Genomic DNA, 12,403 nt, shown 5'->3' on the forward strand with positions numbered 1-12,403 from the left:
TCAGGGTCCCGCCGTGCGCGCCCGCCAGGCCGCGGCGAACTGCTGCAACTCCCCCGCCTCCACGTCAGACACCGCCCAGCACTGCATGCCGCCAACGCGCCAGGTCAGCACATGGAAGCCGCGTTCGGTTTGCAGCGAGGGCGCCGCAGCCGGTTCGCTGCTGGGGCGCACGTAGACGTCGATGACGTGCAAGCGGCGCATGTAGGCGAGCACGGCAGTGGCTTCGCCGTGCAGGGCTTCGATGCGGCCGCCGGCCAGCGGGAAGCCTTGGGCGGAGAGGTCGGGCACGGGCGGGGCGTAGTCCAGCTTGCCTTGGTACCAGGGCTTGACGGTGTGGCGGTCGGACGAGGCGACTTGGTAGAGCGGGCCGGCGCTGAGGGCGTGCACGTGGCTGGCGACCAGTTCAGCCGGGTGCAGCGCGGCCGCCTGGAAGCCGCCATTGGCAGGCAGGCGCAGCACACCGGCAGGCAGCAGCATGGCCACCGGCAGCGCGCAGGCCAGGCCGGCGGCAAAGCCGATGGCCGGGCCTCGCCAGCCGCTCACCCACCGGCGCAGGCCGCTGAGCCGCGGCGCGTGGCGCGGCGGGCGGCTGGCGTCGGCCAGCGCGACCTGCGTCTGGATCGCCGCGCGCAGCGGATTGCCGGCCGTGTGGCGGCTGGCGTGCCGGCGCAGCAAGGCAGACAGCTCGGCGTTCTGCTTGGCGTCCGGCTCGTCTTCGGGAGGGTGATGCGGATCCGGCGTCATGAAGGGTCCATCCGGTGGGCGGCCAGGACTTCGCGCAGTTTGCCGCGGGCCCGGGACAGGCGAGACATCACGGTGCCGACCGGCACGTCGACGATGCGGGCGATGTCGGCATAGGCCAGTTCCTCCAGCTCGCGCAGCACGATGACCTCGCGCAGCGGCGGCGAGAGTGCGCGGATGGCTGCGTCCACCTCGCGTCGCAGGCGGTTGTGCTGCAGGCGTTCGGCCGGCTCGGCGGTGACCGGCGCACGCAGCTCGGCGGCGAACACCTCGTCGTCGAACTCGACCAGCATCGGCCCGTTCTGCAGCCGTGCCAAGTGCGTGCGGCAGGTGTTGCGCACGATGCCCAGCCACCATGGGCGGGCTTCGTCGCCCTTCAGGGAAACGCCGGGCCGCCCCAAGTTTTCCTGATCCCCTCGAGGGGCGGGCTGGGTGCAGCCCGGCCCTGGGGGCAGCTTCAATGAATCGAGGTAGCGGAACGCGCGCATCGCGGCTTCCTGCAGCGCGTCGTCCGCCGCCTGGGCATCGCGCAGTAGCCAGCGCGCCAGGTTGTAGCCGGCGTCCAGGTGCGGCATCACCTGTTGCTCGAAGACCTGGCGGCGGTTCATGTGGACATGCTACGCACTGACGATGAAACGGCCATTCATTTCCTCGTGGCCGTCGCCGCAGAAGTTGTCGCAGAGGAAATCGACCTTACCGGGCGCGGTGGGGCGGATCTCCAGCTTGACGATCTGGCCCGGCACCAGGTCGGCCCGCAGGTTCAGCGCCGGCACGTTGAAGCCATGCGTGAAGTCCAGCGCCTGCAGCTCCAGCAGCACCGCCTCGCCGGCCTTCAGCGGGATTTCGGCAGGCTCGTACTGGAAGCGCCTGGCGACGATGCGGATCACGCGTGGCCCCGACTGGGCCACGGCGACACCGGCGATCAGTGCGACACCGCCGATCAACAGACTCCGTCTTGCGCTGCTCATGCCTTCACCACCGGCCGGTCATCGATCTCGTACTGCAGGCCCTTCTGCTCGGCCTCGACTTGGCGCCAGCCCAGGCCCTGGTAAGGCGCAGCCGGGTTCCAGGGCAGCGGCGTGCGCTTGTCCTGCGAGCCGGGCGCCGGCAGCGGGAAGATCAGCGACTGGGCCGAGTGGTGGGCGATGTGGCCGGTCATGCGGTGCAGCGCCTGGTGGATGTGGCCGTAGAACACGGTGACGTGCTGGAACGGCATCAGCAGCGCGATGGCCTGCGCGCCGTCGCGCGTCGCCCAGTCCCACTGCGGCGCCAGGTCGAACAGCGGGCGGTGGGTCAGCACAACCAGCGGGGCCTGCGGGTCGCGGCCGGCCAGGTCGGTCTTGAGCCAGGCGAGCTGTTCTTCGCCGATCTTCGCGCCGGGGTCGGAGACATTGTCCAGCGCGATGAAGTGCACGCCCTGGTGGTCGAAGCTGTAGTGCGTAGGGCCGAACATTTCCTGGAACGCGGCGCCGCGGTCCAGCGAAGCGTCGTGTTCGCCGGGCATGAAGTGCACCACCGGCACCTTCAGCCCGGCGACGATGGCCTTGAACTCGGTCATGCGGCGGCGGCGCTCGGCAGGGTCGTCGGTGGTGTGCGTCAGGTCGCCGGTGAAGAAGATGAAGGCCGGCGGCTCGGCCAAGGCGTTGACTGCCGCCACGGCCTTGGGCAGCGTGCCGCGCGCGTCCGGGTTGGCGGGGCCTTCGTAGCCCCAGTGACTGTCGGAGAGCTGGACGAAATAGAAGTCGCTGCCAGTCGCGGCGCCGGCGGTCTGCATGCCTGCGCAGCCGGCCAGGCCTGAGGCGAAAACCGCGCCGCCGCCTGCGGCGGCCAGGTGGAGGAAGTCACGTCGTTGCATTCGAGGGCTCCTGAGCAAGGGAGTTGGGGGTCCTGCCATGCCTTACCGGCGGGGTGCCCGGTTTATTCCGTCGGCATTGCAGTTCAATGCGCGGCGAGGGTCTTCAGGTAGGCGATCAGGTCGGCTCGGTCCTGTGCCTCCGGCACGCTGACGCCCATGCGCTGGCCGGGTGCGAAGCGCTCCGGGTCGCTCAGCCAGCGGTCCAGCGTGGCTTCGGTCCACACACCGCCTGCGGCCTTCAGCGCACTCAGCGCAGGTGAATAGGCAAAGCCGGGCGCCGAGCCCGGCGCCCGGCCGAACACGCCCTGGTGCGCCGGGCCCACGCCGTTGTAGGCAGCGGAATGGCAGGCGGTGCAGCGTGCCTGGTAGAGCTGGCGGCCGTGCTCGGCGTCGCCCACGGCGGAGGCAACGGCCGGCAACAAGGCCAGCAACAGCGGAAAGACAGCGAAGCGACGGCTTGGGGACATGGCGGTTCCGGTGGCTGCGGCAGACGGTATGTCCGCCTCCCCATGCCTTACCGCCGCGCCCTCCGGTTCATTCCCGCCCAAGCTGCACGCCGCCGGTGCGGCGCACCGCGCCAGCCCCGGCACGACCCTCGCCAGTGCACTGGCGGCGTGCGCGTTCAGGGCCCAAACAGGCCACTCAAAGGCCACGCCCCGGGAACACGCAGCAGCGGTCGGGTTCGCCAGGGCTGGCCTGCAGATTGCTTGTATACCAGCTAGAACTTCAATCCGAACACCAAGGCAGTGCGGGGGAGGCGCTGTGGTGTGTCGGTCGGCTTGTCTACCCACCTTCTGGAGCTTTTGATGACGCAGCAGCACGCGCACTGGAACCGCAGGCAATGGATCAAGCACACCGGCATGGGGCTTGGCGCCCTGAGCCTCGGTGACCTGACCCTGGCGGCCGATGCACCGCTCACCGTGGGCTTCATCTACGTGGGCGCCAAGGACGACTACGGCTACAACCAGGCGCATGCCGAGGCGGTGGCCCAGGTCAAGAAGTGGCCCGGAATCAAGGTGGTGGAAGAGGAGAACGTGCCCGAGACCACCGCGGTGCAGAAGACCATGCAGGGCATGATTTCGCAGGACGGCGCAAAGCTGATCTTCCCCACCTCCTTCGGCTACTTCGACCCGCACATGCTGGCCATGGCCGCCAAGTTCCCGGACGTGCGCTTCGCCCATTGCGGCGGCATGTGGACCGCGGGCAAACACCCGACCAACACCGGCAGCTTCTTCGGCTACATCGATGAGGCGCAATACCTCAACGGCGTGATCGCCGGCCACATGACCAAGAGCAAGAAGCTCGGCTTCGTCGCGGCCAAGCCCATCCCGCAGGTGCTGCGCAACATCAACGCCTTCACGCTGGGCGCGCAAAGCGTGCACCCGGACATCACCACCACGGTGATCTTCACTGGCGACTGGTCCATGCCGGTCAAGGAAGCCGAAGCCACCAACAGCCTGGCCGACCAGGGCATCGACGTGTTCACGATGCACGTGGACGGGCCCAAGGTGATCGTCGAGACCGCCGCCAAGCGCGGCAAGTTCGTCTGCGGTTACCACGCGTCCCAGGCCAAGCTGGCCCCGGCCGCCTACCTCACCGGCGCCGAGTGGAACTGGACCACCGCCTACAAGCAGATCATCGACGCCGCCAAGACCGGCAAGCCGCACCCGAACTTCGTGCGCGGCGGGCTGAAGGACGGCTTCGTCAAGTCCTCGCCCTACGGTGCGATGGTGCCCGAGCCCGCAAAGAAGCAGGCCGAGGCCGTGCGCGCTTCGATGATGGCCGGCAGCTTCGACATCTTCAAGGGCGAGATGAAGGACAACACCGGCAAGGTCGTGATCCCCAAGGGCAAGGTTTTCAAGCAGACCGACGCCGAGCTGGAAGGCATGAACTACCTCGTCGCCGGCGTCGTCGGAAAAGTCTGAGCTTCATCCATGGCGCCGCAGGCCTTGCGGCGCCGCGCAGTCCAGGGAGATTCCCATGTCCGCTGCACCCCGGCCCTGGCACGCCAGCGCTGAAAACATCGCCCTTCCGGTGCTGGCCCTGGCCGGCGCGCTGCTGCTGTTCGGCCTGTTCGTCTGGCTGGGCGGCCACAGCCCGGTGGAAGCCTGGACGCTGCTGTTCAAGGGCGCGTTTGGCGATGCCTTCTCGTGGCAGAACAGCCTCCAGCGCGCAGCGCCGCTGATGCTCACCGCGCTGGCTGTGGCACTGCCGGCGCGCGCCGGGCTGGTGGTGATTGGCGGCGAAGGCGCGCTGGTGGTGGGCGCGCTGGCCTGCGCCGCGCTGCCGTATGTTTTTTCACCGCCGCCCAACGTCTTCGGCAGCACGCTGCTGATGCTGGCCGCAGCCATTGGCGGCGGTTTGTGGGTGGCGCTGGCGGGTGCCTTGCGCCAGTGGCGCGGCGTCAACGAGACCATCTCCAGCCTGCTGCTGGGCTACATCGCGATTGCGCTGTTCAAGCACATCGTCGAAGGTCCGCTGCGCGACCCGGCCAGCCTGAACAAACCTTCGACCAAGCCGCTGGCCGAAGGCCTGCGCATCGGCCCCATCATGGGCGCCAACGGCTTCGACAGCTGGCTGGGCGACGTGCACTGGGGCCTGGTGATCGGCCTGGTGCTGTGCGTGCTCGCAGGGCTGTGGCTGAGCTTCACGGCGCACGGCATGGCGCTGCGCGTGGTCGGTGGCAATGCCAAGGCCGCGCGGCTGGTCGGCCTGCCCAGCACGCGGCTAATCCTCGTGGCCTGCGCGGCCGGCGGCGCCTGCGCCGGACTGGCCGGTGGCATCGAAGTGGCCGCGGTGCAGACCTCGGCCAATGCCTCGGTGATCGCCGGCCTGGGCTACACCGGCATCCTGGTGGCCTTCGTGGCCCGGCAGAACCCGTGGGCGATTCCGCCGGTGGCCCTGCTGTTCGGCGGTTTCGGCGCAGCCGGTAGCCTGCTGCAGCGGCGCATGGACCTGCCGGACGCCTCGGTGCTGGTGCTGCAAGGCTTTGCCTTCGTGCTGATCCTGGCTTCGGAAGCGCTGCGCGGCAAGCTCTTCCAGCGCCCACCGCTGCCACGGCTGCGCAAGGTGCCCAAGCCGCCCGTGGCTGCGCCCACTGCAGCATCGATGGTCGTGCCCCTGCCAACGCGAGGCGCCGATGAAACGCCCGCTCCCTTGGTCTCCGCTGGAGGAAAAGCCTGATGACCACCTCGGATTGGATGGACCTGCTGCTGGCAATCCTGGGCGGCGCGATCCGCGTGGGCACGCCCTTCCTGTTTGTCAGCCTGGGCGAGTGCCTGACCGAGAAGTCCGGCCGCATCAACCTCGGGCTGGAAGGCGTGCTGGTGTTCTCGGCCATGGCCGGATTCGGCGGGGCCTACCTCAGCAGCTCCGCCTGGGTGGGCGTGCTGGTGGCCGGCGCCTGCGGTGCGTTGCTGGCGCTGCCGCACGGCCTGTTGTGCTCGCTGCCTCGGGTGTCGGACATTGCCACCGGCATTGCGCTGATGCTGCTGGGCTCGGGCCTGGCCTTCTACTTCGGCAAGCCGCTGATACAGCCGCAGGCGCCGCAGATTCCCTCGCTGGTGCTGGGCGCCTGGAGCAGTTCGCCGCAGGTGCAGTCGGCCCTGTCCATCAACGCCCTGTTCCCGCTGGGCGTGCTGCTGGCAGCGCTGATGGCCTGGGGCTTCGGCAACACGCGCTGGGGCCTGGTGGTGCGCATGGCGGGCGACTCTTCAGACGCGGCCCGCGCGCTGGGCTACTCGGTCAACGGCGTGCGCATCGCGGCCACCACGGCCGGCGGCTTCATCGCCGGGCTGGGCGGCGCGTCGCTGTCGCTGTACTACCCCGGCAGCTGGAACGAGGGACTGTCCAGCGGGCAGGGTTTGATCGCGGTGGCGCTGGTCATCTTCGCGCGCTGGAGCCCGTGGCGTTGCCTGGGCGCGGCGCTGCTGTTCGGCGGCGCCGGGGCCATCGGCCCTGCGCTGCAGTCGATTGGCGTGAGCGGGGGCTACTACCTGTTCAACGCCGTGCCCTATGCGCTGACGCTGGCCATCCTGATCGCCACCTGCTCGCCCAGCCGCGCCGTGAAGGGCGCGCCGATGGAATTGAACGTTTCGCGCTGAACCTCTGAAGGACCAAGCCATGCCAACAATTGCTTCGACCCCTTACGCCTGGCCCTACAACGGCGACCTGAAGCCGGCCAACACCGCGCTGGTCATCATCGACATGCAGACCGACTTCTGCGGCGTGGGTGGCTACGTGGACAAGATGGGCTACGACTTGTCGCTCACTCGCGCACCGATTGAGCCGCTGAAGGTCCTGCTGGCCGAAGCCCGCCGCATCGGCATGCACGTGATCCACACCCGCGAAGGCCACCGGCCGGATTTGTCCGACCTGCCGGCCAACAAGCGCTGGCGCTCGCAGCAGATCGGCACCGAGGGCCGTGGCATCGGCGACATGGGCCCCTGCGGCCGCATCCTCGTGCGTGGCGAGCCGGGCTGGGACATCATTCCCGAGCTCTACCCCATTGCCGGCGAGCCCATCATCGACAAGCCCGGCAAGGGCTCGTTCTATGCCACCGACCTGGAACTGGTGCTGCATGTGCGCGGCATCCAGAACCTGATCCTCACCGGCATCACGACCGACGTGTGCGTGCACACCACGATGCGCGACGCCAACGACCGCGGCTTCGAGTGCGTGATGCTGACCGACTGCACCGGCGCGACCGACCCGGCCAACCACGCCGCGGCCTTCTCGATGATCAGGATGCAGGGCGGCGTGTTCGGCGCGGTCTCCGATTCCGGCGCGCTGCTCGAAGTGCTGCGCAGCTTCTGAACCTCTCTCGTCTTCAAGGATTGACCATGGCTTCAGACCTTCAACGCCGCCGCCTGCTGGCCGGCGCCAGTGCCGCCAGTGCCCTCGCAGCGATGGGTGCATCGCCCGCGGCCCGCGCCGACGACAAGATCCTGATCGGCTACTGGCCCATCGCCTCCGGCCTGCCGCTGTACGTGGGCCTGGAGCGCGGCCTCTTCAAGGAGGCCGGGCTGAACGTCGAAGGCGTGAAGTTCGCCAGCGCCCAGCAGGTCGCCGAAGCGATGATCTCCGGCCGCATCCACGGCTCGGCCAACGGCACGGCCTCCGCCGTGCTGGGCCTGGCCGAGATCACCAGCCCCAACCTGTTCAAGATCATCTGCTCCAACCCTTCGAACAAGTCGCTGGTGCTGGACGAATTCGTCGTGCCCAAGGACAGCCCCATCAAGTCGATTGCCGAGCTGGCCGGCAAGAAGGTCGCCAGCGGCCCCGGCATCCAGAACGTCACGCTGGCCAAGATCATCCTGGAGAAAAACGGCATCGCCAACCCGACCGTGACCGAGCTGCCGGTGGGCCAGCACGTGCCGGCCTTGGCCGCCGGCCAGATCGACGCGGTCTACACGCTGGAGCCCACCGGCACCGCAGGCCGCCTGAAGGGCCTGGCCCGCGTGCTGGAGACCGGCGTGATCGCCAAGTACGTGCTGGGCAATGCGGACGCGCCCTGGTTCGGCGGTAGCGCCAGCGTCACCACCGCCTTCGTGAAAGACACGCCGGACCTGGCCAAGCGCTACATCGCCGCCTATGGCAAAGCGGTGGAATGGGTGCGCAAGCAGCCGGAAGAATCGCGCAAGCACATGGATGGTTTCACGGCCATCGAGGAGGCGCTGGTCAAAGAGGTGCCTTTGTCAGGATTCACGCTGTACAACGAATTCAGCGCCAGCGACCTGGGCTACTTCCAGAAGTTCTTCGACGTGTTCACCGAGCGCAAGATCTTCAGCCGCAAGCTGGATGTGAAGTCGCTGCTGTACACCGCTTGAGGAGGCCGTCATGCAGGCGATCAATTTCCTCTACAACAAGCGCTGGCTGCCGCTGCTGGGCCCGCTTCTGCTGCTCGCCTTCTGGCAGCTGATGATCTCGGCGCAATGGGTCAAGCCCGTGCTGCTGCCGCCGCCGGGCGAGACGCTGCAGTACCTGGCCCAGGCCTTCGCCACCGGCGCGATCCTGCCGGACCTGTGGTCCACCTTGCTGCGCACGCTGAGCGCGTTTGCCATCGCGATTGCCATCGGCCTGCCGCTGGGCGTGATGCTGGGCAGCGCCGAAAACGCCTATCGCAGCGTCGAGTTCCTGATCGACTTCTTCCGCTCCACGCCCAGCTCGGCGCTGATCCCGCTGTTCATGCTGATCTTCGGCATCACCGACATCAACAAGATCGCCATCGCCAGCTTCGGCGCGATGCTGATCGTGCTGTTCAACAGTGCCTACGGCGTGATGAACGCGAAGAAGACGCGGGTGATGGCGGCGCAGATCATGGGCGTGTCGCGCTGGCACGTGTTCAAGGACGTGATGCTGATGGAGAGCCTGCCGCAGACCTTCATCGGCCTTCGCAGCGCGGTCTCGATGGCGCTGGTCATCGTCATCGTCGCGGAGATGTTCATCGGCTCCGAGACCGGCCTGGGTCACCGCATCATCGACGCGCAGCAGGTCTTCAACGTCAAGGACATGTACACCTCCATCCTGGTGACCGGCGCGCTGGGCTACGGCCTGAACCTGGTCTTCCTGCTGATCGAGAAGAAGCTGATTCACTGGGGAGGAAAGGCATGAGCCCCGCACGGCCGCCCGAAGGGGCGAACTCCCTCTCGGAGGGACCGGCCGCCAGGCCGAAGGGAGCCACATCATGAGCGGCGACCAGTTGCCGGTCTCGGCCATTCCCACCGAAGTGAAACTGACCACGCCCGAGAGCACGGTGCTGACACTGCGCGCAGCGCCGAACACCCACGTCACGGTGCGCGGCCTGTGCAAGTCTTTTGCCGGCCAGGTGCTCTACAAGGACTTCAACCTGGACCTGCCGCGCAGCCAGATCGTCTCGATCTTCGGGCCGAACGGCTGCGGCAAGTCCACGCTGATGAACATGATCGCCGGGCTGGTGCCGCTGGACGCGGGCGAGGTCCTGTTCGACGGCAAGAGCCTGAAGGACACGCGCATCGGCTACGTGTTCCAGAACTACCGCGACGCGCTGTTCCCGTGGATCAGCGCTTGGGACAACATCGCCTACCCGCTGCGCCGGCAAGGCATGAAGGCGGCGGACGTGAAGCAGCGCGTGGACGAGCTGGTCAAGCTGTTCGAGATCCGCTTCGACCTGAAGCGCTACCCGTACGAGCTCTCCGGTGGGCAGATGCAGACCGTCTGCATCATGCGGGCGCTGGCGCCGCGGCCCGAGGTGATGTTCCTGGACGAGCCGTTCTCGGCACTGGACTTCGAGATGACGCTGTTCATCCGCGCCAAGCTGCAGGAAGCGCACCTGGCCACCGGCGTGAGCATGGTCATCGTCTCGCACGACCTGGAAGACGCGGTGTTCCTGGCCGACCAGATCCTGCTGCTGACGCGCCGGCCCACGCGCATTGCCGAGCTGGTGCCGTTCAGCATGCCGCGGCCGCGCACGCCGGAAGCCGTGTCCGACCCCGAGTTCGTGCGCGTCAAGGCGCACACGCTGGCCGTGTTTCGCCGGGAGATGCAAGCATGAACGCGGTTCCGCTAGCCACCTACAACCTGACCAAGCGCTTCGGCGCCTTCACCGCGCTGGGCCAATGCTCGCTCAGCGTGCGGCCCGGCACGGTGCATGCGCTGCTGGGCGAAAACGGCGCGGGAAAAAGCACGCTGGTGAAGTGCATCGTCGGCTACTACCTGCCCGACGATGGCGCGGTGCTGGTGGACGGGCGCGAGCAGGCCATCACCTCGCCCACCGTCGCACGCGACCTGGGCATCGGCATGGTCTACCAGCACTTCACCGTGGTGCCCGGCATGACCGTGGCCGAGAACCTGCTGATGGCGCGCGGCCACCTGCCGGCCGTCATCCCGTGGAAGCAGGCCCGCGCTGAGCTGACTGCGTTCATGCGCAGCACGCCGTTCAAGCTGGACCTGGACGCCACGCCGCTGGACCTCTCGGCAGGCGAGAAGCAGAAGCTGGAAATCCTGAAGCAGCTGTTCCTGAAGCCCCGCCTCTTGATCCTCGACGAGCCCACCTCGGTGCTGACGCCGCAGGAGGCTGACGAGGTGCTGGGCGCCCTGCGCGAGCGCGCCCATGCCGGCGACTGCTCGGTGCTGATGATCACGCACAAGTTCCGCGAGGTGACCGCCTATGCCGACGACGTGAGCGTGCTGCGCCGCGGTCGGCTGGTGCACACCGGCCAGGTGGCGGACAGCACGCCCGAGCAACTGGCGCAGGCCATGGTGGGCGGCGGCGAGCCGGGCAGCCGCGCGCCGCGTGAAGCCGTGGCGCGCGAAGTGCGAGAACCCGGCGAAGTTCAGCTGGCAGTGGACCAGTTGGAAGTCATGGGTGACCGTGGCGAGCTGGCGGTGCGCAGCCTCAGCCTGGCGGTGCGTGCGGGAGAAATCGTCGGCGTGGCCGGCGTCTCGGGCAACGGCCAGCGCGAGCTGATGGAAGCGCTGGTGGGCCAGCGCGCGCGCGGCGGCGGCAGCGTGAAGGTGGGTGGCCAGCCGTTTGCCGCCACGCGGCGCGAGAACCGCCAGCTGAAGGTGCGCGCCCTGCCCGAGGAGCCGCTGCGCAATGCCTGCGTGGGCGACCTGAGCGTGGCCCACAACATGGGGCTGCGCAATTTCGACGAGCCGCCGTTTGCCACCGGCGGCTGGGTGCACTGGGGGCGGCTGCGGGCACGGGCGCGTTCGTGGATCAGCGAATACGGCGTGAAGACGCAGGGCGAGCGCGCCCCCATCCGCAGCCTCTCGGGCGGCAACGTGCAGCGCGCGGTGCTGGCGCGCGAGCTGTCCGAGCCGGCGCGGCTGCTGCTGGTCTCCAACCCGGTGTTCGGGCTGGACTTCGCTGCCGTGGCCGAGATCCACGGCCGGCTGGTCGCGGCGCGCAACGGCGGCACCGCGGTGTTGCTGGTCAGCGAGGACCTGGACGAGCTGCTGGCGCTGGCCGACCGCATCGTCGTGATCAGCGAAGGCCAGATCGTGCACGACGTGCCGGCCGCGCAGGCCGACCGCCATGCGCTGGGCGCCTTCATGGGCGGCAAGCACCACGAACCGGCACAGGAGGCGGCATGACGGAAACCGAAGCCCTGGTCCGCCCCGACCGGATCGAGATCGAGATCGACGCCCAGCCTTTCGCCTATGCCTTCTCGCCTGCGGCCAGCGCACTGGTCATCATCGACATGCAACGCGACTTCGTCGAACCCGGCGGCTTTGGTGCCAGCCTGGGCAACGACGTCTCGCTGCTGCAGGCCATCATTCCAACCTGCAGGGCGGTGCTGCAGGCCTGGCGCGCCGCGGGCGGCCTCGTGGTGCACACCCGCGAAGCCCACAAGGCCGACCTGAGCGACTGCCCGCCCGCCAAGCGCCTGCGCGGCAACCCCTCGCTGCGCATTGGCGACGAAGGTCCGATGGGCCGCGTGCTGGTGGCCGGCGAACCGGGCAACCAGATCATCCCGGAGCTGGCGCCGCGGCCCAACGAGATCGTCGTCGACAAGCCCGGCAAAGGCGCGTTCTATGCGACGCCGCTGCACGCGATGCTGCAAGGCCAGGGCATCACGCACCTGGTCTTCATGGGCGTGACCACCGAAGTCTGCGTGCAGACCTCGATGCGCGAAGCCAACGACCGCGGCTACGACTGCCTGCTGGTGGAAGACGGCACCGAGAGCTACTTCCCGGCCTTCAAGCAGGCCGCCATCAAGATGATCCACGCCCAGGGCGGGATCGTCGGCTGGACCGCGCCGGCCGCACCGCTGATCGCCGGGCTGGCCAGTTGGCAGCCTCTTTCCGACACCTGAATCCTTCCTT

General features: G+C 68.3%; 14 protein-coding genes. 9 read left to right on the plus strand and 5 right to left on the minus strand.

From position 1 onward, the window contains the following. The 5 genes from AC3WR5_RS03100 to AC3WR5_RS03120 all read right to left on the minus strand — a co-directional run bounded on the left by AC3WR5_RS03100 (window position 1) and on the right by AC3WR5_RS03120 (window position 3,063). Window positions 1–744, minus strand: coding sequence for an anti-sigma factor family protein (locus tag AC3WR5_RS03100; RefSeq protein WP_492481770.1), 744 nt, complete (start codon window positions 742–744; stop codon window positions 1–3). Continuing rightward, complete coding sequence (locus tag AC3WR5_RS03105; RefSeq protein ID WP_492481772.1) at window positions 741–1,349, minus strand: sigma-70 family RNA polymerase sigma factor; 609 nt, start codon at window positions 1,347–1,349, stop codon at window positions 741–743. The genes AC3WR5_RS03100 and AC3WR5_RS03105 overlap by 4 nt, the downstream gene beginning before the upstream one ends. A 9-nt stretch (window positions 1,350–1,358) precedes the next feature. After that, the gene (locus tag AC3WR5_RS03110) at window positions 1,359–1,709 is read right to left on the minus strand and encodes a cupredoxin domain-containing protein (protein WP_492481774.1); all 351 of its coding nucleotides are present in this window, start codon (window positions 1,707–1,709) and stop codon (window positions 1,359–1,361) included. Then, window positions 1,706–2,596, minus strand: coding sequence for a metallophosphoesterase family protein (locus AC3WR5_RS03115; protein WP_492481776.1), 891 nt, complete (start codon window positions 2,594–2,596; stop codon window positions 1,706–1,708). The genes AC3WR5_RS03110 and AC3WR5_RS03115 overlap by 4 nt, the downstream gene beginning before the upstream one ends. Window positions 2,597–2,679: 83 nt before the next feature. Further along, window positions 2,680–3,063, minus strand: a complete 384-nt coding sequence (locus AC3WR5_RS03120) for a c-type cytochrome (protein ID WP_492481778.1) — start codon at window positions 3,061–3,063, stop codon at window positions 2,680–2,682. Window positions 3,064–3,402: 339 nt separating this feature from the next. Here AC3WR5_RS03120 and AC3WR5_RS03125 point away from each other — a divergent pair, with 339 nt between their 5' ends. The 9 genes from AC3WR5_RS03125 to AC3WR5_RS03165 all read left to right on the plus strand — a co-directional run bounded on the left by AC3WR5_RS03125 (window position 3,403) and on the right by AC3WR5_RS03165 (window position 12,393). Next, window positions 3,403–4,521, plus strand: coding sequence for a BMP family ABC transporter substrate-binding protein (locus AC3WR5_RS03125; RefSeq protein ID WP_492481779.1), 1,119 nt, complete (start codon window positions 3,403–3,405; stop codon window positions 4,519–4,521). Between the two features lie 55 nt (window positions 4,522–4,576). Beyond that, window positions 4,577–5,779, plus strand: a complete 1,203-nt coding sequence (locus AC3WR5_RS03130; protein ID WP_492481781.1) for an ABC transporter permease — start codon at window positions 4,577–4,579, stop codon at window positions 5,777–5,779. After that, window positions 5,779–6,699, plus strand: coding sequence for an ABC transporter permease (locus tag AC3WR5_RS03135; RefSeq protein ID WP_492481783.1), 921 nt, complete (start codon window positions 5,779–5,781; stop codon window positions 6,697–6,699). Before AC3WR5_RS03130 ends, AC3WR5_RS03135 begins: the two co-directional genes overlap by 1 nt. Before the next feature lie 19 nt (window positions 6,700–6,718). After that, a complete protein-coding gene (gene biuH / locus AC3WR5_RS03140; RefSeq protein ID WP_492481785.1) occupies window positions 6,719–7,411 on the plus strand; it encodes a biuret amidohydrolase in 693 nt (230 codons plus the stop codon). A gap of 26 nt (window positions 7,412–7,437) precedes the next feature. Continuing rightward, complete coding sequence (locus tag AC3WR5_RS03145) at window positions 7,438–8,424, plus strand: ABC transporter substrate-binding protein (RefSeq protein WP_492481787.1); 987 nt, start codon at window positions 7,438–7,440, stop codon at window positions 8,422–8,424. Window positions 8,425–8,434: 10 nt separating this feature from the next. Continuing rightward, window positions 8,435–9,208: an ABC transporter permease gene (locus AC3WR5_RS03150; protein WP_141289456.1), complete on the plus strand. Its 774-nt coding sequence runs from the start codon at window positions 8,435–8,437 to the stop codon at window positions 9,206–9,208. A 73-nt stretch (window positions 9,209–9,281) separates the two neighbouring features. Continuing rightward, entirely contained in the window at window positions 9,282–10,127 is an 846-nt protein-coding gene (locus AC3WR5_RS03155) for an ABC transporter ATP-binding protein (RefSeq protein WP_492481789.1), read from the plus strand. Then, the gene (locus tag AC3WR5_RS03160) at window positions 10,124–11,671 is read left to right on the plus strand and encodes an ABC transporter ATP-binding protein (RefSeq protein WP_492481791.1); all 1,548 of its coding nucleotides are present in this window, start codon (window positions 10,124–10,126) and stop codon (window positions 11,669–11,671) included. The genes AC3WR5_RS03155 and AC3WR5_RS03160 overlap by 4 nt, the downstream gene beginning before the upstream one ends. Continuing rightward, on the plus strand, window positions 11,668–12,393 hold the full coding sequence (locus AC3WR5_RS03165) for a cysteine hydrolase family protein (protein ID WP_492481793.1): 726 nt from the start codon (window positions 11,668–11,670) through the stop codon (window positions 12,391–12,393). Before AC3WR5_RS03160 ends, AC3WR5_RS03165 begins: the two co-directional genes overlap by 4 nt. Window positions 12,394–12,403: the final 10 nt, after the last annotated feature.

The sequence above is a fragment of the Ideonella sp. FW305-24 genome (assembly GCF_058788035.1).